The organism is Streptomyces sp. NBC_00376 (assembly GCF_036077095.1).
Taxonomy (GTDB): Bacteria; Actinomycetota; Actinomycetes; order Streptomycetales; family Streptomycetaceae; genus Streptomyces.
Genome location: NZ_CP107960.1, coordinates 5,170,535 through 5,192,948 on the forward strand (window position 1 = coordinate 5,170,535; position 22,414 = coordinate 5,192,948).

The 22,414-nt window shown below is 71.7% G+C and carries 16 protein-coding genes, 1 tRNA gene and 2 pseudogenes; 8 read left to right on the forward strand and 11 right to left on the reverse strand.

The genetic code is table 11. The features are described 5' to 3' along the window. The first annotated feature begins 74 nt into the window (after positions 1-74). Positions 75-2,804, forward strand: a complete 2,730-nt coding sequence (gene ppc / locus OG842_RS23435; protein ID WP_266732317.1) for a phosphoenolpyruvate carboxylase — start codon at positions 75-77, stop codon at positions 2,802-2,804. A gap of 27 nt (positions 2,805-2,831) precedes the next feature. Here the strand turns inward: ppc and OG842_RS23440 are convergent, their stop codons facing one another. From OG842_RS23440 to OG842_RS23470, 7 genes and pseudogenes are all read right to left on the reverse strand, one after another. After that, on the reverse strand, positions 2,832-3,302 hold the full coding sequence (locus OG842_RS23440; RefSeq protein ID WP_266732318.1) for a hypothetical protein: 471 nt from the start codon (positions 3,300-3,302) through the stop codon (positions 2,832-2,834). A 101-nt stretch (positions 3,303-3,403) separates the two neighbouring features. Further along, complete coding sequence (pth, locus tag OG842_RS23445; protein ID WP_266732320.1) at positions 3,404-3,997, reverse strand: aminoacyl-tRNA hydrolase; 594 nt, start codon at positions 3,995-3,997, stop codon at positions 3,404-3,406. Between the two features lie 117 nt (positions 3,998-4,114). After that, positions 4,115-4,702, reverse strand: a complete 588-nt coding sequence (locus tag OG842_RS23450) for a 50S ribosomal protein L25/general stress protein Ctc (RefSeq protein WP_266732321.1) — start codon at positions 4,700-4,702, stop codon at positions 4,115-4,117. Between the two features lie 225 nt (positions 4,703-4,927). Further along, complete coding sequence (locus tag OG842_RS23455; protein ID WP_030976866.1) at positions 4,928-5,902, reverse strand: ribose-phosphate diphosphokinase; 975 nt, start codon at positions 5,900-5,902, stop codon at positions 4,928-4,930. 120 nt (positions 5,903-6,022) lie between these two features. Further along, positions 6,023-7,471 carry a bifunctional UDP-N-acetylglucosamine diphosphorylase/glucosamine-1-phosphate N-acetyltransferase GlmU gene (gene glmU / locus OG842_RS23460; protein ID WP_266732323.1) on the reverse strand — a complete coding sequence of 483 codons (1,449 nt, stop codon included), beginning with the start codon at positions 7,469-7,471 and terminating at the stop codon, positions 6,023-6,025. 107 nt (positions 7,472-7,578) lie between these two features. Further along, positions 7,579-7,649 (reverse strand) — tRNA-Gln (locus OG842_RS23465). A 29-nt stretch (positions 7,650-7,678) separates the two neighbouring features. Then, positions 7,679-8,534, reverse strand: a pseudogene (locus OG842_RS23470) (hypothetical protein); the annotation flags it as partial. 155 nt (positions 8,535-8,689) lie between these two features. Between OG842_RS23470 and OG842_RS23475 the strand changes: the two are divergent. After that, positions 8,690-10,006: a sensor histidine kinase gene (locus tag OG842_RS23475; protein WP_266732325.1), complete on the forward strand. Its 1,317-nt coding sequence runs from the start codon at positions 8,690-8,692 to the stop codon at positions 10,004-10,006. Positions 10,007-10,187: 181 nt separating this feature from the next. Here the strand turns inward: OG842_RS23475 and OG842_RS23480 are convergent, their stop codons facing one another. Together OG842_RS23480 and OG842_RS23485 are read right to left on the reverse strand one after the other, a co-directional pair. Then, the gene (locus OG842_RS23480) at positions 10,188-10,721 is read right to left on the reverse strand and encodes an SUKH-3 domain-containing protein (RefSeq protein WP_266732327.1); all 534 of its coding nucleotides are present in this window, start codon (positions 10,719-10,721) and stop codon (positions 10,188-10,190) included. A 10-nt stretch (positions 10,722-10,731) separates the two neighbouring features. Next, a complete protein-coding gene (locus OG842_RS23485; protein ID WP_266732329.1) occupies positions 10,732-11,256 on the reverse strand; it encodes a YwqJ-related putative deaminase in 525 nt (174 codons plus the stop codon). Between the two features lie 318 nt (positions 11,257-11,574). Between OG842_RS23485 and OG842_RS23490 the strand changes: the two genes are divergently transcribed. From OG842_RS23490 to OG842_RS23515, 6 genes and pseudogenes are all read left to right on the forward strand, one after another. Beyond that, positions 11,575-12,552 (forward strand): SMI1/KNR4 family protein, encoded by a 978-nt coding sequence (locus tag OG842_RS23490; protein ID WP_266732331.1) that lies wholly within the window; start codon positions 11,575-11,577, stop codon positions 12,550-12,552. A gap of 5 nt (positions 12,553-12,557) precedes the next feature. After that, complete coding sequence (locus OG842_RS23495) at positions 12,558-15,332, forward strand: SUKH-4 family immunity protein (protein ID WP_266732332.1); 2,775 nt, start codon at positions 12,558-12,560, stop codon at positions 15,330-15,332. A gap of 204 nt (positions 15,333-15,536) precedes the next feature. Continuing rightward, positions 15,537-16,430: a cellulose-binding protein gene (locus OG842_RS23500; protein WP_266732334.1), complete on the forward strand. Its 894-nt coding sequence runs from the start codon at positions 15,537-15,539 to the stop codon at positions 16,428-16,430. Between the two features lie 101 nt (positions 16,431-16,531). Beyond that, on the forward strand, positions 16,532-17,653 hold the full coding sequence (locus tag OG842_RS23505) for a serine/threonine-protein kinase (RefSeq protein ID WP_323185774.1): 1,122 nt from the start codon (positions 16,532-16,534) through the stop codon (positions 17,651-17,653). A gap of 533 nt (positions 17,654-18,186) precedes the next feature. After that, on the forward strand, positions 18,187-19,149 hold the full coding sequence (locus OG842_RS23510) for a MarR family transcriptional regulator (RefSeq protein WP_266732336.1): 963 nt from the start codon (positions 18,187-18,189) through the stop codon (positions 19,147-19,149). 424 nt (positions 19,150-19,573) lie between these two features. Beyond that, a pseudogene (locus OG842_RS23515) lies at positions 19,574-19,897 on the forward strand (Scr1 family TA system antitoxin-like transcriptional regulator); the annotation flags it as partial. A 132-nt stretch (positions 19,898-20,029) separates the two neighbouring features. Here OG842_RS23515 and OG842_RS23520 read toward each other — a convergent pair. After that, a complete protein-coding gene (locus OG842_RS23520; RefSeq protein WP_266732337.1) occupies positions 20,030-21,646 on the reverse strand; it encodes a sodium/solute symporter in 1,617 nt (538 codons plus the stop codon). Beyond that, positions 21,643-22,122 (reverse strand): DUF485 domain-containing protein, encoded by a 480-nt coding sequence (locus tag OG842_RS23525; protein ID WP_266732338.1) that lies wholly within the window; start codon positions 22,120-22,122, stop codon positions 21,643-21,645. Before OG842_RS23525 ends, OG842_RS23520 begins: the two co-directional genes overlap by 4 nt. Positions 22,123-22,414 lie beyond the last annotated feature (292 nt).

Below are 22,414 nucleotides of genomic sequence, written 5' to 3' on the forward strand. Positions count from 1 at the left end.
GAGACCCCTGTGGCCGCTGCCTGCCGCGGCCCCGGGAGAAACCCGTGCTCAACCACTGCAAGGAGCCGCACACCGTGAGCAGTGCCGACCAGACACCTGCCGCCAGCCCCGAGCTGCGCGCCGACATCCGCCGCCTCGGCGACCTCCTCGGCGAGACCCTCGTACGTCAGGAGGGCCAGGAACTCCTCGACCTCGTCGAGCGCGTCCGCGCCCTGACCCGCACCGACGGCGAGGCCGCGGCCCAGCTCCTCGGCGACACGGACCTGGAGACCGCCGCGCAGCTCGTGCGCGCCTTCTCCACCTACTTCCACCTCGCCAACGTCACCGAGCAGGTCCACCGCGCCCACGAGATGCGCGACCGCCGGGCCGCCGAGGGCGGGCTCCTCGCCCGCACCGCCGACCGGCTCAAGGACGCCGACCCCGTCCACCTGCGCGAGACCGTCAAGAACCTCAACGTACGGCCCGTCTTCACCGCGCACCCCACCGAGGCCGCCCGGCGCTCCGTGCTGAACAAGCTCCGCCGCATCGCCGCGCTCCTGGAGACCCCCGTCGTCGAGGCCGACCGGCGCCGCCAGGACCTCCGGCTCGCCGAGAACATCGACCTCATCTGGCAGACCGACGAACTGCGCGTGGTCCGCCCGGAGCCGGCCGACGAGGCCCGCAACGCCATCTACTACCTCGACGAACTCCACGCCAACGCCGTCGGCGACGTACTGGAGGACCTCGCCGCCGAACTCGCACGCGTCGGCGTCGAGCTGCCCGCGGGCACCCGCCCCCTCACCTTCGGCACCTGGATCGGCGGCGACCGCGACGGCAACCCCAACGTGACGCCCGCCGTCACCTGGGAAGTGCTGATCCTCCAGCACGAGCACGGCATCACCGACGCCCTCGAACTCATCGACCACCTGCGCGGACTGCTCTCCAACTCCATCCGCTACACCGGTGCCACCGACGAACTGCTGACCTCGCTTGAAGCCGACCTCGAACGCCTCCCCGAGATCAGCCCCCGCTACAAGCGGCTGAACGCCGAGGAGCCCTACCGCCTCAAGGCGACCTGCATCCGGCAGAAGCTCGTCAACACCCGCGAGCGCCTCGCCTCCGGCACCCCGCACCGCCCCGGCTGCGACTACCTCGGCACCGCCGAACTCATCGCCGACCTGGCACTCATCCAGACCTCACTGCGCGAGCACCGCGGCGGACTCTTCGCCGACGGCCGGATGGACCGCACCATCCGTACGCTCTCCGCCTTCGGCCTCCAGCTCGCCACCATGGACGTCCGCGAGCACGCCGACGCCCACCACCACGCACTCGGTCAGCTCTTCGACCGGCTCGGCGAGGAATCCTGGCGCTACGCCGACATGCCCCGCGACTACCGGCAGAAGCTCCTCGCCAAGGAACTCCGCTCCCGCCGCCCGCTCGCCCCGACCCCGGCCCCGCTCGACGCCGCCGGCGAGAAGACCCTCGGCGTCTTCCACACCGTCAAGGAAGCCTTCGAGCGCTTCGGCCCCGAAGTCATCGAGTCCTACATCATCTCGATGTGCCAGGGCGCCGACGACGTCTTCGCCGCCGCCGTACTGGCCCGCGAAGCCGGCCTGATCGACCTGCACGGCGGCTGGGCCAAGATCGGCATCGTGCCGCTCCTGGAGACCACCGACGAGCTGCGCGCCGCCGACGTCATCCTCGACGAGATGCTCGCCGACCCCTCCTACCGCCGCCTCGTCTCCCTGCGCGGCGACGTCCAGGAGGTCATGCTCGGCTACTCCGACTCCTCCAAGTTCGGCGGCATCACCACCTCCCAGTGGGAGATCCACCGCGCCCAGCGCCGGCTGCGCGACGTCGCCCACCGCTACGGCGTACGCCTGCGCCTCTTCCACGGCCGCGGCGGCACCGTCGGCCGCGGCGGCGGCCCCTCGCACGACGCGATCCTCGCCCAGCCCTGGGGCACCCTGGAGGGCGAGATCAAGGTGACCGAGCAGGGCGAGGTCATCTCCGACAAGTACCTCATCCCGGCACTCGCCCGGGAGAACCTGGAACTGACCGTCGCGGCCACCCTCCAGGCCTCCGCCCTGCACACCGCACCCCGCCAGTCCGACGAGGCCCTGGCCCGCTGGGACGCCGCGATGGACACCGTCTCCGACGCCGCGCACGCCGCGTACCGCAAGCTCGTCGAGGACCCGGACCTGCCGACGTACTTCCTCGCCTCCACACCGGTGGACCAGCTCGCCGACCTGCACCTGGGCTCGCGGCCCTCCCGCCGCCCCGGCTCGGGCGTCTCGCTCGACGGACTGCGGGCCATCCCGTGGGTCTTCGGCTGGACCCAGTCCCGCCAGATCGTCCCCGGCTGGTACGGCGTCGGCTCCGGGCTCAAGGCACTGCGCGAGGCCGGCCTCGACATCGTCCTGGAAGAAATGCACGAGCACTGGCACTTCTTCCAGAACTTCATCTCCAACGTCGAGATGACCCTCGCCAAGACCGACCTGCGGATCGCCCGCCACTACGTCGACACACTCGTCCCCGACGAACTGAAGCACGTCTTCGCCGACATCGAGGCCGAGCACGCACTCACCGTGAGCGAAGTCCTCAAGGTCACCGGCTCCACCGAACTGCTCGGCACCAGCCCCGTGCTCCAGCAGACCTTCGCCATCCGCGACGCCTACCTGGACCCCATCTCCTACCTCCAGGTATCGCTGCTGGCCCGCCAGCGCGAAGCCGCGGCACGCGGTGAAGAGCCCGACCCGCTGCTCGCCAGGGCCCTGCTGCTCACCGTGAACGGTGTCGCGGCCGGTCTGCGCAACACCGGCTGAGACACCCCGGAACGGCCGCGGCCCTGCTCACAGCGCGATGAACGTCGCCACGAGCAGGGCCGTGCCCGCGATCGCGGTGCCCCAGCCGGTCCGGGTCAGCCGCAGACCACCACCGATCACCAGCCCCGCCAGCAACAGCGCGCCGCCCAGCGGCACCCAGGCATGCAGAAAACCCGGCGTCCCGGTCCGCACCACATCGTCCGTACCCGGCTTGACCACCACGGGGAACCGCTCACCCCGCCGCGCCGCGACGGACTTCTCGATCGTCACCCGGGCACGTGCGGCAGCCGGCCCCGACGGCGTGAAGGGCCCTGTACAGACATCGGCCCCACAACCGGTCACGGTCATCGTGCCGTGCTCACGGCCCTTGGCCAGAACGATGTGTTGTGCCTCGTCCCAGGAGGACAGCGCACCCGCCACCAGCAGCAACAGGACGACACAGCCCATGGCGGCGTTGCGGGCGTAGACCAGGGCGCGGTGTGAGGAGCTCCGCTTCATGGGGAGCGATCCTTGGGCAGACCGGCACCACTGGTCAACTCGTGGCCGGAAAACGCCGGGTTAGCGACAGGAATGTCAGAGTTGTACGAGCAGCGGGGGCGCTACGAGTTGTACGCGCTCTGCGCCCGCTCCAGACCCTCCGCGAGCAGGCACTCCACCGAGTCCGCCGCCCGGTCCACCAGATAAGCGAGCTCCTTGCGCTCGGTGGACGAGAAGTCCTTCAGCACGAAGTCCGCGACCTGCATCCGCCCCGGCGGCCGCCCGATCCCGAACCGGACCCGGTGGTAGTCCGACCCCATCGCCTTGGTCATCGACTTCAGCCCGTTGTGCCCGTTGTCGCCGCCGCCCAACTTCAGCCGCAGCGCCCCGTAGTCGATGTCCAGCTCGTCGTGGATCGCCACGATGTGGTCCGTGGGCACCTTGTAGAAGTCGCGCAGCGCGGTGACGGGGCCGCCCGAGAGATTCATGTACGACATCGGCTTGGCCAGGATCACCCGCCGGTTCGCCGGTCCGGGCGGACCCATGCGGCCCTCCACGACCTGCGCCTGCGCCTTCTGCGCGCGCTTGAACTTCCCGCCGATCCGCTCGGCCAGGAGATCGGCCACCATGAAGCCGACGTTGTGCCGGTTCGCGGCGTACTCGGGACCGGGGTTGCCGAGGCCCACGATGAGCCAGGGGTCGGTGGCGTCGGACATCTGCGCTCGGTCTCCTCGTGTACGGATGGTTCCGGACGGCCCGGATACAGGGAAACGGGGCGGCGGGTCCTCGAACAAGGAACCGCCACCCCGTCAGTCAAGCAGTGCGGGCGAGGCTCAGGCCTCCGCGCCCTCACCCTCGGCGCCCTCGGCGGCCGGCTCCTCGGCCTGCGCGGCGACGACCTGGAGCACGACGGCGTCCTCGTCACCGGCCAGCACGGAGCCCTTGGGCAGCGGGATGTCCTTGGCGAGAACGGACGCACCGGCGTCCAGGCCCGCGACGGAGACCGTGACGGACTCCGGGATGTGGGTGGCCTCGGCCTCGACGAGCAGGGTGTTCTGCACGTACTCCAGGAGGTTGCCGCCCGGGGCCAGGTCGCCCTCGACGTGCACGGCGATCTCGACGTTGACCTTCTCGCCGCGCTTGACGGTCAGCAGGTCGACGTGCTCGATGTCGCCCCGGAGCGGGTTGCGCTGCACGGCCTTCGGGATGACCAGCGCGTCCTTGCCGTCGATCTCCAGGCCGATCAGGACGTTGGCGGTCTTGAGCGCCATCATCAGGTCGTGGCCCGGCAGGGTGACGTGGACCGGCTCGGCACCGTGGCCGTAGATGACGGCGGGGACCAGGTTGGCGCGGCGGGTGCGACGGGCGGCGCCCTTGCCGAACTCGGTACGGACCTGGGCGGCGAGCTTGACCTCAGCCATGACTGCACTCCTCGTGGGGTGACGGAACTCGGACGGTCACCCGGCCCACGACAGGCCTGCTACGAAGAGCGCGTCGATAACGGACCGCCGTACATATGAGTACGGCCTCCCTCGCCGAGCAACTCGGTGAGTCTACCCGGCGGGGAGGCCGCCCCCAAAGTGGATCTTCGGAGCCGCTGTTCCGCTGCTCCTGCTGCCCCTGCTGCTCCTCGAAGAGGGCTGTTCCTACTGCTCCTCGAAGAGGCTGGTGACCGAGCCGTCCTCGAAGACCTCACGCACCGCGCGCGCGATCGTCGGCGCGATCGAGAGCACCGTGATCTTGTCGAGCTCCAGCTCGCCCGGGGTCGGCAGGGTGTCGGTGAAGACGAACTCGCTGACCTTGGAGTTCTTCAGCCGGTCCGCGGCCGGGCCCGAGAGCACACCGTGTGTCGCCGTCACTATGACGTCCTCGGCACCGTGCGCGAACAGGGCGTCGGCGGCGGCGCAGATGGTGCCACCGGTGTCGATCATGTCGTCGACCAGGACACAGACCCGGCCCTTCACATTGCCGACGACCTCGTGGACGGTCACCTGGTTGGCGACGTCCTTGTCACGGCGCTTGTGCACGATCGCCAGCGGGGCGTCCAGACGGTCGCACCAGCGGTCGGCGACGCGGACGCGGCCGGCGTCCGGGGAGACGATCGTCAGCTTCGAACGGTCCACCTTGGCACCGACGTAGTCGGCCAGGATCGGCAGCGCGAAGAGGTGGTCGACCGGGCCGTCGAAGAAGCCCTGGATCTGGTCCGTGTGCAGGTCGACGGTGAGGATGCGGTCGGCACCCGCCGTCTTCATCAGGTCCGCGACCAGACGGGCCGAGATCGGCTCGCGGCCGCGGTGCTTCTTGTCCTGGCGGGCGTAGCCGTAGAACGGCACGATCACCGTGATGGAGCGGGCCGAGGCGCGCTTCAGCGCGTCCAGCATGATGAGCTGCTCCATGATCCACTTGTTGATCGGAGCGGTGTGGCTCTGGATCAGGAAGCAGTCGGCGCCACGGGCCGACTCCTGGAAGCGGACGTAGATCTCACCGTTGGCGAAATCGAAGGCCTTCGTCGGCACGAGGCCGACACCCAGCTGGTGCGCAACCTCCTCGGCCAGCTCGGGGTGGGCGCGGCCGGAGAAGAGCATCAGTTTCTTCTCGCCGGTCGTCTTGATCCCGGTCACAGCACAGTCTCCTCAGACGTGTTCCTGGCGCTGCACGCATGTGTCCCGATGTGCAACGAGCCAGCCGAAATGGGGTGAGCATCTATCACGGTACGCCGTGCGCGGCGTACCTGTTTCCGGTCAGCTTTCGCTGTCACGCCCCGATGTGGCGGCCTGAGCCGCCTGCGCGGCGCCGCTCCCCGGACGCTTGCGAGCCACCCAACCCTCGATATTCCTTTGCTGGCCGCGGGCGACGGCCAGCGAACCGGGCGGTACGTCCTTGGTGATGACCGAGCCGGCCGCGGTGTATGCGCCGTCCCCGACCGTGACAGGCGCCACAAACATATTGTCCGACCCGGTGCGGCAGTGGGAGCCGATCGTGGTGTGGTGCTTGGCCACGCCGTCGTAGTTCACGAAGACGCTCGCGGCACCGATGTTGGTGTGGTCACCGATCGTCGCGTCGCCGACGTAGCTCAGGTGCGGGACCTTGGTGCCCTCGCCGATCGTGGCGTTCTTCATCTCCACGTACGTACCGGCCTTGGCCTTCGCGCCGAGCCTGGTGCCGGGCCGCAGATAGGCGTACGGACCCACCGTCGCGCCCTCGCCGACCTCGGCCCGGTCCGCGACCGTGTTGTCCACCCGCGCGCCCGCGTGGACGACGGTGTCGGTGAGCCGGGAGTTCGGGCCGACCTCGGCGTCCTCGCCGAGGTGCGTGGTGCCCAGGAGTTGGGTGCCCGGGTGCACGATCGCGTCGCGCTCGTAGGTGACGGTGGCGTCGATCAGCGTGGACGCCGGGTCCACGACGGTCACGCCGGCCAGCATGGCGCGCTCCAGCAGCCGCTGGTTCAGCAGTCGCCGGGCCTCGGCGAGCTGGAGGCGGTTGTTGATGCCGAGGATCTCGCGATGGTCCCCGGCGACCGAGGCGCCGACCCGGTGCCCGGCCTCGCGCAGGATGGACAGGACGTCGGTGAGGTACTCCTCGCCCTGGCTGTTGTCGGTGCGGAGCTTGCCGAGGGCGTCGGCGAGCAGCCTGCCGTCGAAGGCGAAGACCCCGGAGTTGATCTCCCGGATCTCGCGCTGGGCGTCGGTGGCGTCCTTGTGCTCGACGATCGCGGTGACCGCGCCGTCGGCCGGGTCGCGGACGATGCGGCCGTAGCCGGTGGAGTCCGGTACCTCGGCGGTCAGCACGGTGACGGCGTTGGAATCGGCCGTGTGGGTGGCGGCGAGCGCGGTGAGCGTCTCGCCGGAGAGCAGCGGGGTGTCGCCGCAGACGACGATCACGGTGCCCTCGACGGTGCCGCCGAGCTCGTCGAGCCCGACGCGCACGGCGTTGCCGGTGCCCTTCTGCTCGGCCTGGTGGGCGGTGCGCAGCCGGTCGTCGACGGCGGTGAGGTGCGCGGTGACCTGCTCGCGTCCGTGGCCGACGACCACGACGAGGTGCTCGGGGTCCAGTTCGCGGGAGGCGGTGACGACATGTCCGACGAGCGATCGCCCGGAGATCTCGTGCAGAACCTTGGGGGTCTTCGACTTCATGCGGGTGCCCTCACCCGCTGCGAGGACGACGACGGCTGCCGGGCGTTCGGAGCTCACGGAAATGCCCTTCGGCTTCGGGTGGTGGACACCCGAAGGATACCGGGGGGCTGGTGAGCGGACATGGGTGAGGGCCCCGGCCTTGGAGGCCGGGGCCCGTCATGAAGCTCCCGGGGAAGGAATCGAACCCTCATTCAATGGACCAAAACCATTTGTCCTGCCATTAGACGACCCGGGATAGATTGTCCGTTGTGCCCGAATTTGATGATCGGGTACTGAGGCAGCCCCTACTATGCCGTACCACCAGCCCTCGATGCGACGGTACAGGGCGGCGCTTTTCAGAACTCGCACCACCAGGTAACCCCGGTAGCCCTCCCCGACGTTCTTCCGGTTGGTCCTCGGGGGAGTGGCTCTTGATCGTCGTCTTGCCGAATGCGGACGTGTCGGCGCCCGTCAGGTCGGCCCAGAACCGCTCCGCCGACGCGACGTCGGCCGTCTCGTGGATGTGCACGTGGAAGCGGAGTCGATCGTCGCCCACTCTCAGCAGGCGGAGCCAGGCGAGGAAGACGTTGATCATGTCCGGGTCGCTGTTGATGAACGAAACCCGCTCCTGAGCGCGGTGCGGCTTGGACTTGGAGCCCTCTGCCCAGTAGAGGCCCACGCCGAGCAGAAACAACTCGTTCGCGCTCATGGTGCCGATCTCGCTCTGTGCCTGTCTCTTTGTCTCCTGGCGCTCCTCGTCGCGCTGCCGAAGCGTGATCTCCCAGCCGCGCCGCGCGATGGCGGATGCCTCCTCCCGTGTCCGCTTGCGTTCCGGCTTGGGCAGATCCCGCACCCACAGCGAGATCGAGCTCTTCGAGCAGCCCAGCTCGACCTGGATCTGGTCGTACGTCATGCCCTGGAGCCGCAGCTCCCGGGCCTTCGCGCGCAGGTCGTCCTTGGCGTTCGGGCGTTTGGTCCACTCCGGGGCGGGCTCGCCCTCCAGGAGGCGGTTCAGGATGTCGCTGTTGTCCACGAACAGCCGGTCACGGATCTGGCGGCGGCTGAGGCCCTCCCGGCGCAAGGCGATGGCCTGCTCGCGCAGGGCTTCGAAGTCGGCGTACTTGCTCGTGATTTCCGTCATGTGGCGAGCGTCGGCCGGAATGCGGACGTTCGGTGCGAAAGTCTGCTCGATTCACCATTTCAAGCGATAAGTGGCCGTTCCATCTCTGTTTCGCAGGCGTACGTGCGGTCCAGGTCGCCCGAAAATGAGGTGCGACCGCCCGTAGGGTGGATGGCATGACCGCAACGGGGGCAGACCGGGAAGCGGCGGGACCGACCACCCGCGGCTACTGGTGGTGGGAGCGGCGGCGGAGTGTCGCCCTGGATGTGGGGCTCGGGCTCCTGTCGGCGCTGGAGTGCGCACTGGAAGGGGTGGAGTTCGCCGGGGACACCGGGCTGCCGGTGCCGGTGGGGGTGCTGTTCGGGCTGCTGGCGGGGGCCGTGCTGGTGGTGCGGCGGCGGTGGCCGATCGCCGTGGTGCTGGTCGCGATCGCGACGACGCCTGCCGAGATGGGCTTCCTGATGGGCCTGGTCGGCCTCTACACGCTGGCCGCCTCCGAGGTGCCGCGGAGAATCACCGCGGTGCTGATGGGGATGTCCTTCGCGGGGACGTTCATCGTCACCTACGTACGGCTGCGGCAGAGCGTCGACGAGCAGGCCGATTTCGGGCCCGGCAACTGGTACGTACCGCTGATGTCCCTCTTCATGTCGCTCGGGCTCACCGCGCCGCCGGTGCTGTTCGGCCTCTACATAGGGGCCCGGCGGCGGCTGATGGAGAGCCTGCGGGAGCGGGCGGACTCGCTGGAGCGGGAGCTGTCGCTGCTCGCCGACCGGGCGGAGGAGCGGGCCGAGTGGGCGCGTGCGGAGGAGCGTCACCGGATCGCCCGCGAGATGCACGACGTGGTCGCCCACCGGGTCAGCCTGATGGTGGTGCACGCCGCCGCGCTCCAGGCCGTCGCGCCGAAGGATCCGGCGAAGGCGGTGCGGAACGCGGCGCTGGTCGGTGACATGGGCCGGCAGGCGTTGACCGAGTTGCGCGAGATGCTCGGGGTGCTGCGTGCGGGGGAGTCGGTGACGGACCGGCCGGCCCCGGTGCCGCTGGCCTCGGTCGGCCGGGCCGCTGCCGCCGCCGCGGCCGCCGCGACGGAGGACGGGCCGCGGCTGGACGAGGTGGAGACCCTGGTGGGGGAGTCCAGGGCGGCGGGGATGACGGTGGAGCTGTCGGTGGACGGCGAGGCCCGCACGTATCCGCCCGAGGTCGAGCAGACGGCGTACCGGGTGGTGCAGGAGGCCCTGACGAACGTGCACAAGCATGCGGCGGGCGCGAAGACCTGGGTGCGGCTGGCGCACCGGGACGCGGAGGTCGCGATGCAGGTGGAGAACGGTCCGTCGGACGCGGCCACGGCGGACGCGGGGCTGCCGAGCGGGGGCAACGGCCTGGTCGGGATGCGGGAGCGGGTGCTGGGGCTCGGCGGTGTCTTCGTCTCGGGTCCGACGGACGCGGGCGGCTTCCGGGTGTCGGCGGTGCTGCCGGCCCGGGGGGCGGCGGCCTGAGCCGAGGGGCCGCGTGAGCCGGGGGTTCTGCGGCAGCGGGGCGGTGGTCCGTGTCCGTGGGGCCGCGTGAGCCGAGTGGCCGCGTGACCCGGGGGCTCGGTGGCAGCGGGGCGGTGGTCCGCGTCCGGGGGGCCGCGTGATCCGGGAGCCCCGGGCGAGCCGCCGGCACGGCCCCGAGGGGTCAGTCCGAGACGAGGCGGTCCGGCTGGATGCCGGTGATCAGGGTGGCCAGTGCCTGGTCGATGTCCGGGCCGAGGTACCAGTCGCCGGTGTGGTCGATGCTGTAGACGCGGCCCTCGGCGTCGATCGCCAGGACCGCCTGTCCGTCCCCTTCCTCGCCCAGCGGGCTGACCTCGGTCTCCAGGGCGCGGCCGAGGTCGCCGAGGGTGCGGGCGAGGTGGACTCCCCTCAGCGGGTCGATGCGTACCGGGGCGGGTGCGATCTGGCGGCCCGGCGCGGACGCGGTGATGTGGAGTCCGCCGAACTCGGCCCACGCCTCCACGGCCGCGGGGAACACCGCGTGCTGGTGGCCGGCGGGCGAGGTGTGCGAGCGCAGTGCGTCGGCCCACTCCTCGGCCTGCCGGATGTCCCAGCGGCCGGGCTGCCAGCCCGCGGTGCGCAGGGCGGCGTCCACGGCGACGGGGAAGCGGGTGGAGGAGTTCCGGTCGCGGTCCGCGGGGCCCGCCTGTTCGGGTACGTCGGTTCGGTCGTGCATCGGCGTGTGGTCAGCCCTTCTCGGCAGCTGTCGCCGCCCCGGTGGTCGTGAGGTCGACGGGACGTACGCCGAAGTGGGCGAGCATCGCCGTGCAGGAGCGGCACGGCGGCGCGTAACTGCCGTGCATCGGGTCGCCGTCCTCACGGATGCGCCGTGCGGTGAGCCGGGAGTGCTTCAGGGCGCGCCGGGCCTCGCCGTTGGTCAGCGGCTTGCGCTGGGCGCGCTTGGAGCGGGTCGCCTCCGCCGCGGTGAGCTGCCGGGAGAGCAGTATCGCCTCGGGGCAGCGGCCGGTGAAGCGTTCGCGCCGGCCGCTGGGGAGGGTGTCGAGGAAGTCCTGGACGAGCGGGTGCAGTACGGGGGGCTGGTCGCCCTTGCCCGCAGTGCACGTCAGCGTCTCGCCGCGGACGGACAGTGCCGCCGCGACCGCGGGCAGGATGCCGTCGCGCCGGTGGAGCAGTCGGGGTGCGAGGCCGGTCCCGGTGCTGCTCCAGCTGAGGCGTGGATCCCCGGATGTGACTGATTGTGCAGTGTGCATGGCGCTTTCCCTCCCGTGCCCGCAGCGGTAGCTGCGCGATGTGCACGCCCCCCGAGTTGCGGTGACAGCCTGCCAAATGTCCCGGCTGGTGGGGAAGCTGGGGCAGTGAAACGTGTCTCCGTGTCGCCCGGTCGTGTCGGGAGCGTCGCTCGTCCGTCACGCCGTTGTGACGGTTCGTGACGGATGAGGAGGGGGAGGCGTAGGACAGGTCACATGGGCGAGACCGGCCCTTGCGCCACCGCATAGGCTGTGCCAGGACCGGCCTGCCCCCTGGGCAGGCCGGTCCTCACCAGCCAGACGCAGCAGGGGGCAACCGCCATGACGACAGGTCGGCTCGGGCAGCAAGCCGCGCCACCGAACGCGGCCTACGCCGGGCAGCTCGTGCATTTCCCGGACCCGGTCCGGGCGTCCCGCCACCCCGGCGGCGTGCGCATGGACGAGAACGGCAGCCCGGACTTCGCGCCGTACGCGCGTGCGGCCGCCGAGATCGCCGAGCCGCCGCAGGGATTCGGGGTCGACGAGCTGCGGCTCACCGACTACGTCTCGGCCAACGCGGCGCTGGCGGCGAGCGGCCACGAGCTGTGGGACACGATCCCGGCGGTCGCCACTCCGCACGGCTGGACGTGGCACCACGTGCCCGGCGGCCGGCGCATGGAGCTGGTCCCGGTCGAGGTGAAGGCGCTGCTGCGGCACCACGGCGGCCTGGCCGCCACGGCGGTCGACCACGACAAGCGGGGCACCCGCCCCTTGCAGGAGACCCGCCCCGCGCACTTCCGGCTGCCGAAGGGTGCCGTGGCGGTGAGCGAGGCGCAGGTGCAGGGCGTCGAGGAGGACCTCGGCTACCGGCTGCCGGGTGCCTACCGCTCGTTCCTCAAGGCGGCGGGCGGTTCGGCGCCGGTCGGTGCGGCGCTCGACGCGGAGCTGGGGCTCCTGGTCGACCAGCCCTTCTTCACGGTGCGCGAGCAGGCCGCCGCGAACGACCTGGTGTACGTGAACAAGTGCCTGCGCGACCACCTCACCAAGGACTTCCTGGGCGTCGGCTTCGTCCAGGGAGGGATCGTCGCGGTGAAGGTGAAGGGCAACGGCATCGGCTCGGTCTGGTTCTGCGCGTACGACGACGCCCGGGACCAGGACGGCTGGAACGTGCAGGAGCGGGTGGACCGGCTGCTGCTGCCGTGCGGCAGTGACTTCGACGCCTTCCTGCAGCGTCTGGCGGGCAATCCGCCGGAGCTGGAGACCGTGGCGAACCTGATGGTGGACGGCGGCTTCGCGCGGGCCGTCCCGGTGGAGGGGTGAGCGCGATGGTGACCTTTGCTCAGGCGCAGGAGCGCGCGGACGAGTGGATCAACGGTGACGTGCCCGCTTACCAGCACCGTGAGGTGCGGGTGCGGGAGTTCGAGCTGGGCTTCGTGGTGTGGGGCGAGGACCGCGCCGAGGGCCCCGTCTCGGACGGCGGCAGGCAGCGGCTGGTGATCGCCCGGGACAGCGGCGAGGCCACCCTGTGGCCGGGGCTGCCGGTGGGCGAGGTGATCCGGCGGTACGAGGAGGAGTACGGCGCGCAGGCGACGGCCGCGGCCGCTCCGGAGCCGCCCCAGCGCATCGACCTCAATCAGACGTCGTTCCTGTTGAGCCCCCCGGAGTGGCTCCAGGAAGCGGCCGACAAGCTGGGCATCCCGGACCACCGCGAGGGCCGGGGCGGGAGCCAGGACCGGAGCGAGGACCGGACCCAGGACGCGGCGCCTCCGGCCGCCCCGGCGTCCCCGGCCCCGCCGGCCCCGCCGGTCGCGCCGGCTCCGCCGTTCTCTGTGCCGCCCGCCGCCCCGGCCGCCCCGGTCGGTCAGTCGTCGCCGGGTTCGCACGGCGGGCAGGTCGCTTACGAGCCCACCGCCAACGACGGTGTCCCGGCGGGTCCGCCGAACGTGCCGGCCGGGTCAACCCCGTGGGCGGGTACGGACACGAATTCGGACAGCGACGAGGGGGCGGTGCCGTTGCCGGCCACGGTGTTCGCGCCGCCGCTCTCGGGCGCCGACGACGACGGCACCCCGCCTCCGATCGTGCCGGCCGATGCGCCGACGGCCCTGATGTCGGGCGGCAGCCAGCTGCCGCGTACGGCGGTCGTGCCGGGCCTGGGCCCGCAGGGCGGCGCCCCTGGTGTCCCCGGTGGCTCTGGTGTCCCTGGTGCCTCCAGTGGCTCTGGCATCCCTGGTATTCCGCCGGGTGCGCCCGGCGCTTCGGGCACGGGTGCCGGTGACATCGCGGACGCGGCCACCAGCAAGGCCGTCGTGCCGCCGCGCGGTGCGCGTGGTGGCGGTCCGTCGACCCCGCCGCCGCCCGGTGCTCCCGGAACCCCTGGCGCCAGGCCGGGCGCGCCCGTGCCGCCGCCTTCGGGGCCGGGTGCGCCCGGTGCCCCGGCGGGCGGGTACCTGCCGACGCAGCTCGCCCCCCAGGTGGGGCCGCCCGGTGCGCCTGGTGCGCCGCAGCCTCCGGGCCCGCCTGGCCCGCCCGGTGCTCCTGGTGCTCCGGTGCCGCCTCCGCCGCCTGGTTCGACGCCTCCGCCCGGTGGCGGGGTGCATCACGCCGCGACGATGCTGGCCGACCCGAGCATGGGCGGTTCGGGCCCGCTTCAGCCGCCCGCACCCCCTGGTCCCCCCGGGGCCCCTGGTGCTCATGGCGCTCCTGGTACGCCGCAGCCTCCTGGCCCGCCCGGCCCGCCTGGTGCTCCTGGTGCTCCGGTGCCGCCTCCGCCGCCTGGTTCGACGCCTCCGCCGGGTGGTGGGGTGCACCATGCCGCGACGATGCTGGCCGACCCGAGCATGGGTGGCCCCGGCGCGCCCCGGCCTCCGGGTCCGCCTGGTGCTCCTGGTGCTCCGGTGCCGCCTCCGCCGCCTGGTTCGACGCCTCCGCCGGGTGGTGGGGTGCACCATGCCGCGACGATGCTGGCCGACCCGAGCATGGGCGGCCCCGGCGCGCCCCGGCCTCCGGGCCCGCCCGGTCCTCCCGGTCCGCCCGGAGCGCCGCAGGGCGGGGCCCCCGGCCCCGTACCGCCGAATCCGCACACCCCGCCGCCCCCGGCGTACGGGTACCCGCAGGCGCCGACCGGTCAGCCGACCGTCGGCCCCGGCTACCAGGCCGTGCTGCGCTACCGCGCGCCCGACGGCAGCGAGCAGCAGCTGATCCGGCGTTCGGCGCCCGGCACCCCGCACCCCGAGTGGCAGATGCTGCACGAGCTGCGGGCTATGAACGTGCCGCCGCAGCAGGTCATCGAGCTCCACACCGAGCTGGAGTCCTGTGAGCTGCCCGGAGGTTACTGCGCGCGGATGATCCGTGAGACCTGGCCGCAGGTGCGGATCACCAGCGTCGCTCCGTACGGCACCGATCACGCCAGCCGTCAGCAGGGCATGCAGCATCTGCTCACCCACCAGGGCGAGCTGCACCAGGTGGCGGACGGGCCGGCCCGTCCGGCGCCGGTGCGGGCGCCGCTGCCGCAGATGCCGCCCGCGATGGCGGCGCCGCCGGAGGCCATCGCGGACGAGCTGCTGCAGACCTTCGGGCCGCAGGGCATCTGCCGCTTCGACCAGCGGGCCGTCTCCCGCCAGGGTGTGCCCGAGACCGTCGCGCGCACGCTGGTGTGGGCGGGGCTGCCCGCCGACTTCGGGCCGTTCTTCTGGGCGCAGCCCGGTCAGCCGGTGGTGCCCACGCTGGGCGAGCTCGCCGCGCAGCGTCAGGTGCAGGCCGCCCCCGACGCCGGGTCGTACCTCGTCATGGGGTCCGACTTCGGGCGGGCGATCTGTGTCCAGTACGGGACCGCGAACATCGTGGCCGTGCCGGTCGAGGCGGGGCCGGGCGGTCAGTCGGTGGCGCCGCAGTTCGTGAACACCGGGCTGCCGGAGTTCCAGCGTTCGATGGCGCTGCTCGGCCGGATGTGGCGGCTGCGCTTCGGGCTCAACCCGGAGCAGGCGGGCCGCTGGACGGTCGACTTCCAGGCCCAGCTGGTGGCGTTGGACGCGGCGGCGCTGGCGTCGCCGGAGAGCTGGTGGTCGGTACTGCTCGAACAGATGTGGGACGGGCTGATCTGACCCGGCAGGCACACGGCACGGCGCCCGGTCACCGAGAGGGGCCGGGCGCCGTGCCGTGTGTCGTGTGTTGTCCGTGATGCTTGCGGTGCCTGTGATGCCTGTCGCTTCCGTCCGGAATGCAGCTGATCGATTCCGACTTCTGTGTCAATTGCCGCATCCTTGACGTATTGCTGGTGGTCGGAGAGTCGGAAAGAGGCTTCAAGGATGAGTTCTGCACCGGTGTCCGCGCATGGCTTCGTCGGCGTACGGGGACGTGGCTACCGTCCGGAGCAGGTGGACCGCGCGGTGGCCGGCCTTTCGGCGGAGCGGGACGCGGCGCTGGACGAGGTGTCCCGGCTGACGGCGCTGGTGGAGGAGCTGTCGGCGGAGTCGGTCCGGCTGAGCGAGGTCGTCGCCGGGCTCGCCCCGCAGAACTACGAATCGCTGGGCGAGCGCGCCCAGCAGATCCTGGCCCTGGCCAAGACCGAGGCGGAGTCCCTGCGGGGCGCCGCCCAGGAGGCGGCGCAGGCGCTGCGGGACGCGGCGGACGAGGCGGGCCGGGAGCTCCGGGCCTCGGCGCGGGCGGACACCGAGGCCATGCGGGCGGCGGCGGTGTCCCACGCCGACGGGACGCTGGCCGCGGCGACGGGCGCGGCCGACGAGGCCGTCGCGGAGGCCCGCGAGGAGGCCGCGGAGGTCCGGGAGCGGGCGCAGGCCATGATGGCGGAGACGGGCCGCCGCACCGAGAGCGTCCTCGCGCACCAGGAGCAGGAGCACTCCGAGCGGTGGCAGGCGGCCGAGCTCGAACTGGCCGCGGCCGAGGCCGCGCAGGCGGCGCACCACGACGAGCTGACCGAGCAGGCGGAGGCCCGCCTGGAGGAGGCGCGGCGGGCGCTCGCGGAGACGGAGGAGGCCGCCCGGCACGGTCAGGAGGACGCCGAGGCGCGGGCCGCGGAGCTGATCGCGGCGGCCAGGGTCAGCGAGGAGCGGGTGGTCCGGGAGACGGAGCGGATCGTGCGGGAGCACGAGGAGGGCCGCGACGAGGTGCAGGCGCACATGACGCACGTAAGGAATTCGCTCGCGGCGCTCACCGGACGGGTGGCACCGGCGGAGGACTGAACCGACCGATCCCTCTCTCAAGTCGCTTGCCTGGCACAGCAGTTGTCGTGCGTTCGTTCGGGCTGGGCTAATCTGGCGCCATGCACGGGGGAGCTGAAGAAGTGTCACGTTTGCAGGGCAGCGGGGCCACGCCGACGGAGCCGGACGACCCCCGGCGGATCGGCGCTTTCCGGCTGCTCGGCATCCTCGGTACCGGCGGTATGGGCCGGGTCTATCTCGGTACCGCGGCGGGGCGGTACGCGGCGGTCAAGCAGGTGCTGCCGGTGCTGGCCGCGGACAAGGACTTCCTGTCCCACTTCGGGCACGAACTCGACAATCTCGCCAAGCTGCCGTCCGGGGTCAGTGCCCGGTTGCTGGCCAGTGACCGTACGGCGAAGCCTCCGTGGTTCGCCACGGAGTACATCCCCGGCGTCACCCTGAGCGACGCGCTGCGGCTGAACGAGGGCCCGCTGCCCGCGGACAGTCTGTGGCGGCTGCTGCGCGACGGGGCGGGCGGGCTGCGCGCGGTGCACGCGGCCGGGATGGTGCACCGGGACCTGAAGCCGTCCAACGTCATGCTGACGCTCGACGGTGTGACCCTGATCGACTTCGGGGTGGCGCGGGCGGCCGACCAGTCCAGGGTGACCAGGACCGGGATGGTCATCGGGACGCCCGCCTACATGGCCCCCGAACAGGCCATGGCCGAGCGGGATCTGACCGGTGCGGCGGATGTGTTCGCGCTGGCCGGTCTGCTGCTCTTCGCGACGAACTGCCGCCCGCCGTTCGGCGACGGGTCGGGACCGGGCCTCTTCTACCGCATCGTGCACACCGAACCCGACCTCGGGCGGCTGCCGGACCTCGATCCGGACCTGGCCGCCGTGGTCGAGTCCTGTCTCGCCAAGGACGCCGCGGACCGGCCGACGGCCGCCGAGCTCTTCGAGATCGCCGCTGCCCGGGTGCCCGCCGCGGTCACCTCGCCGTGGCCGCCGGCCGTCACCGACCGGATCACCGAGCGGGCGGCGTTCGCGGCGAGCCCGCCGCCCGAGGAGCCCGAGCCGGAGCTGCCCCAGGCGCCCGCCCCCGCCGCGGTGCCCTCCCTGCCTGATGTCCGGACGACCGGCGCCGTCCCCGAGAAGCCGCGCAGTCGCCGCTCCCGGGTGCTGCTCGTCGCGCTCCCCGTCGTGGTGGAGAAGCAGCGGCGCATCTCGCCGTCCGGCAGATCGCCGACCAGCGCCAGGACCTGATCGATCTGAGGCGCCTCCCACGGAGCGACCTCGTCGCCGGTCAGGTCGTCGGCGCCGAAATGCCTGATCGGATCGGTGATGCGGACGACCTCGATCAGTTCGGCCGTCTCGTGGGTGTTCGGGAGCAGCATGCGGACAGAATCGCCGACCTCGTTCGTGTGTGCCAGGGGGTACACATCTCGCATCGAGATCCGAGATCCGAGAGCCGGGTTTCGAGCGTCGTAGAGGCCCTGTTCACTCCTTCGTGGGTACGGGGAGGGGCTCGGGGCCGGGTCTTGAGCTTCGGGCTCCGGGGGCCGGGATCCGGGCGTCGGGATTCGAGCGGTGTCTTACAACCGGTAGGGAAAAGAAGGGGGTTGGGAAAACCTCCCCACCCTCCCGGACCCGTCACGGCCAGCAAGTATGACTAGTCGTGACCGACTTGCGGCGCGGAGTCGCGACTGCTTACGGTGCCAAATGAACGACCCCGGCACAGTGTTAGCCGCACTGACCGGGGTCTGGCCCCAAGATCGAAGATCCCGAAAGGCGATCCCGTGGTTGTTTCAGACCTTAGCCCTGCCCCGTGCGCGTCCGCATCCTCGCGCGCCCATCCGAAGGCCAAGCCCGGTTACGGAAAGCGCTCCGTCCCGGCACAACACACGCCCCACGAGGGCGACTTCGCGCTGCTGCCCGAGCGTGAGCGGCATATCGCCGGTTACGTCGACGCGCTGCCCGACGGTGCGGCGATGGACATCAAGTCGCTGGCCAGGAGCCAGCCGTTGTACGGGCAGATGGCCGTCGGCAGCGCGTTACGGGCCCTGGGCGTGGCCGGTCATCTGCGGCATGTCCGGTGCCTGAGCGGCGAGAACGGCGAACAGGTCCGCTGGGTCACCCGCACCTTCTGGTCCCGCACCGCCCGCGACAACGAGTGGTGGAACGCCTTCCTGACCGCCGAGGAGCGCCACCCTGCACCGCAGGAGGCCGCAGAAGCCGCAGCGACCTCCGCGCCCGAAGTACCCGCATCCGTACCCGTACCGGCGCAGCCGCTCGTAACGACAGTGCCGCAGCAACGCACCGCAGAGCCGGAGCCGGTGCTGATGCTGGTGTCGGTGCCGGATCCGGTGTCGGTGTCGCAGGCGACTGCGGGCCGTCCCTCTTCCGCCTTCCTGGCCCTGGCCCATCTCGGCCGTGCCGATTCCCGTCTGGCCCTCTCGGCGGCGGACTGCGCGGCACTGGAACAGATGGCCGCCGAGTGGTTCGCGCGTGGCGTGGACGCCGACTACCTCACGCACGCGCTGACCGCCGGGCTCCCCGCGTCCGTCGACTCGCCCTTCGGCTTCGTCCGCCGCCGTCTCCGCGACAAGCTCCCGCCCCGCCTGCCCGCCGCATCCCCGGCCGCGCCGGGAACTCCCGTACGCCGTCTGATGGTCGAGTGCACCGAGTGCGGCGCCCCCGGGCGGCCCGAAGCATTCCGCGACGGACTCTGCCGCCCCTGCCGCGAACCCGACCCGGCCTGACCCGCTGCGGCGGCGGCACCCCCTACCAAGCGGCAGAACGTGTCGAACACCCACCAAAGTGTCACGTTCGCAACGCAGGTAGGGGTGCCCGGCGAGCGCACCGTCTACCAAGCGGCGGAACGTGTCGAACACCCACCAAAGTGTCACGTTCGCAACGCAGGTAGGGGTGTCCGGCGAGCGCACCGCCGAGGCGGGCGCATTCGTCCGGGCATCACCCGCGTGCACGTCGACCATGAACCGTGCCCGACAGGTTGGGCACCGCGTTCACAGCCCGCCCCGACTGCTCCTGAGGTTCCGCAACGCGTTCTCGACGCCCAGCCGCTCGGCGGGTGTGAGCGCGCGGCCCCACTCCGGCTCGGCCTCCCACTCGACACCACCGCCGACCGGCCGCAACGCCCAGTACGGGCCGACGACCCCTCGGAACGAAGTGGGTGTGATGCCCGGCCTGCTCCAGACGCCCGAGTACGCGACAGCGCTCGCGGAGAGCGCCGTCAGGCGCGGGGCGATCACCAACGACCGGGCGAAGGAGCGGATCTCGCTCGTCGCCGAGCGGCAGGCCGCACTCGCCCGCACGCATCCGCCGTTGTTCCTGGTCGTGCTGGACGAGAGCTGCCTCCGCCGACCCGTGGGCGGCCCCGCTGTCATGGACGCACAGCTGGCGCGGCTGATCGAGTTCGCCGAGCTGCCGAACACCGTGCTCCAGGTCGCCCCGTTCGATATGGCGGAGCTCCGTCCCTTCGACCTCCCGCGACCGCACCCCGCTGCGGCGACGACAGCCCCGCACATCGACGACAGCCCCGCGCACCCCTGATCCGGAGTGTGCGGGGCTGTCGTCGTGCTGCCTGCCGACAGGGCGCCGGGGATCGTGCGAGGGCCGGGTTCAACGGCGTGTCGGTGGGATGCCCGCCAGGATCCGGGGCTCCTCGCTCTGGTAGAGGCGGCGTGCCGCGGGGGCCGTGTGGCGGGGGAGGACCGTGCCCAGCCAGCCCGCCAGGAATCCGGCGGGGATGGAGACGAGCCCGGTGGTGGTGAACGGGAACCAGTTGAAGTCGTGGTCGGGGAAGACCGAGGTGGGGGAGCCGGAGACCAGGTTGGTGCCGGTGATCAGCACCAGGGTGGTGAGGGTGCCGACGACGAGGGTGCAGAGCAGTCCGGTGCGGGTGAAGCGCCGCCAGAACATGCTGTAGAGGAGCGCCGGGGCGAGCGCGGACGCGCCGACGCAGAACGAGAGCGTCGCCAGCGCCTGCACGTTCCAGTGCCTGGCCACGACCGCGAGAGTGGTGGCGAGCAGTCCGACGACGATCGCCGAGGCCTGTGCCGTACGCATCTCGGACAGGCCGGCCAGCGGCTTGCGGTCGGGGTCGCGCACCCCGTGCAGGCCGTGCGCGAACAGGTCATGGGCGAGGGAGTTGGCGCAGGCCAGGATCATTCCGGCGACGGAGGCGAGCAGAGTGAGGAAGATCGCCGTCGTCATCGTCGTGATGATCAGGGCCCCCAGCTGCGTACCGTTGGCGACCTCGCCGCTGATCTGGAGGATCGCGCTGTTCCCGGACGCCCCGGCACCGGTGATGACGTCGTGGTCGACGAGGGCCCCCGCGCCGAAGCCGATCACGACGAGCAGCAGGCAGATCGCGGCGACCACGGATATCGCCCAGGACATCGAGCGCCGGACGGCCTGTGTGGAGCGGGCGCTCGACATGCGCATGGCCACGTGCGGCAGGCAGGCGGCACCGAGCACCACGGTCAGTTCGGAGCTGACCATGTCGAGGCCGCTGCCCTTGAACTGGAGCCCCGAGCGCAGGTACTCGGCGCCCGCGCCGCTGCTCTGCCGGGCGGCCGAGAGCAGCGAGTCGGTGTTCCAGTCGAACCTGTTCATGATCATGACGGCGATGGTGAAGGCGGCCACGAAGAGGACCACGGTCTTCACGATCTGGATCAGCGAGGTGCCCTTCATGCCGCCGATCGCCGCGTAGCCGATCATCAGGATGCCGAGACCGATGATGGCGCCGGTGCGGAACCCGGAGGTGTCGAACCCGAGGATGAAGGCGAGCAGATCGCCGCTGCTGGCGAGCTGGACGACCATCATCGGGACGAGCGCGGCGAGGGTGGCCGCGCAGGCGGTGATGCGGACCGCGCGGCCGGGGGCGCGGCGCACGAACACGTCGCCCATGGTGAACCCGCCCACGTTGCGCAGCGGTTCGGCGAGCAGGAACATCAGCAGGACGAGCGAGAGGGTGATGCTCAGGGCGAGGATCATCCCGTCGTAGCCGGTGAGGGCGATGATGCCGGTGGTGCCGAGCACCGTGGCCGCGGAGAGGTAGTCGCCCGCGAGGGCGAAGCCGCTCTGCATGGGCGAGAGCGAGCGGGAACCGGTGTAGAACTCGTCGACGTCGTCACGGTCCGGGCCGGTCATCACGCAGAGCAGCAGTGCCACGGTGCCCACGGCGAGGAAGGCCACCAGGGACATCGACTGCGCGGAGTTGTCGAATCCGTTCACCGGGCCGCTCCCGCTCTTCGCAGCCGGGCGGCGAGCGGATCGGCCGTGCGCCGGGCGGTCCGCTCGTACAGGGCGATGGCGAGCAGCGCCACGGGGAGCTGGCAGAGCCCCAGGGCCAGGCCGACGTTGAGGCCGCCGAACAGGGGCTGGTCCAGCAGGTCCTTGGCGTATCCGGAGAGCAGCAGGAAGACCACGAAGTAGCCGAGCGCGGTCAGCGCCGCGGTGCGCCGCAGGACCCGGTACGAGGTGCGCAGTCGGCGCAGGTCGCTGTGGCGGCCGGGCGCGGATGCGGGGGCGCCGGAGGCATCGGAGGCGTCGGGGGTGCCCGGCAAGCCGGGGTCGGGGGCGTCGGAGCTCTGCCAGGGCAGCAGATAGTCGGCGTGGTGCGGGGGCGGCGGCCGATGCTGAGGGGACGGCTTCGGCAGCGGTCCGGGCCAGGAGGAGTGGGGGGCCGGGGGCGGGTTTCCGTGCGACATCGGGGTGCTGCTCCTTGCATGGCTCGGGTCCTGGGGCGGGCGGCAAGGCAGGAGTGCGGGTGCGTTCGGATGCGCGAACATTACTTGTGAGTACGGCAGTTGGGGAGGGGGTGGCCTGAATTACCCACGGTAATGGCTCAGTTGCGTGAGGCCGGGTGAACCGGAGGTGGCGGCCGGGCGGGAACGGGGTCCTCCGGCGAGGCCCTCGGTACACCTTTGGTCGGAGCCCCTGACACGGGTCTCCGCCCTGGGGTCGAGACCCCTAGGGGGAGCTCCTTAATTCTCGCCAGGG

Bases quoted from the DNA above. Each gene is read 5' to 3' on its own strand.
- OG842_RS23495 (WP_266732332.1), top strand. From the start codon at position 12,558: ATGGTGACCTTTGCTCAGGCGCAGGAGCGCGCGGACGAGTGGATCAAC.
- OG842_RS23450 (WP_266732321.1), bottom strand. From the start codon at position 4,702: ATGGCTGAGGTCAAGCTCGCCGCCCAGGTCCGTACCGAGTTCGGCAAG.
- OG842_RS23480 (WP_266732327.1), bottom strand. From the start codon at position 10,721: ATGCACGACCGAACCGACGTACCCGAACAGGCGGGCCCCGCGGACCGC.
- OG842_RS23500 (WP_266732334.1), top strand. From the start codon at position 15,537: ATGAGTTCTGCACCGGTGTCCGCGCATGGCTTCGTCGGCGTACGGGGA.
- pth (WP_266732320.1), bottom strand. From the start codon at position 3,997: ATGTCCGACGCCACCGACCCCTGGCTCATCGTGGGCCTCGGCAACCCC.
- OG842_RS23525 (WP_266732338.1), bottom strand. From the start codon at position 22,122: ATGTCGCACGGAAACCCGCCCCCGGCCCCCCACTCCTCCTGGCCCGGA.
- OG842_RS23440 (WP_266732318.1), bottom strand. From the start codon at position 3,302: ATGAAGCGGAGCTCCTCACACCGCGCCCTGGTCTACGCCCGCAACGCC.
- OG842_RS23485 (WP_266732329.1), bottom strand. From the start codon at position 11,256: ATGCACACTGCACAATCAGTCACATCCGGGGATCCACGCCTCAGCTGG.
- OG842_RS23490 (WP_266732331.1), top strand. From the start codon at position 11,575: ATGACGACAGGTCGGCTCGGGCAGCAAGCCGCGCCACCGAACGCGGCC.
- OG842_RS23475 (WP_266732325.1), top strand. From the start codon at position 8,690: ATGACCGCAACGGGGGCAGACCGGGAAGCGGCGGGACCGACCACCCGC.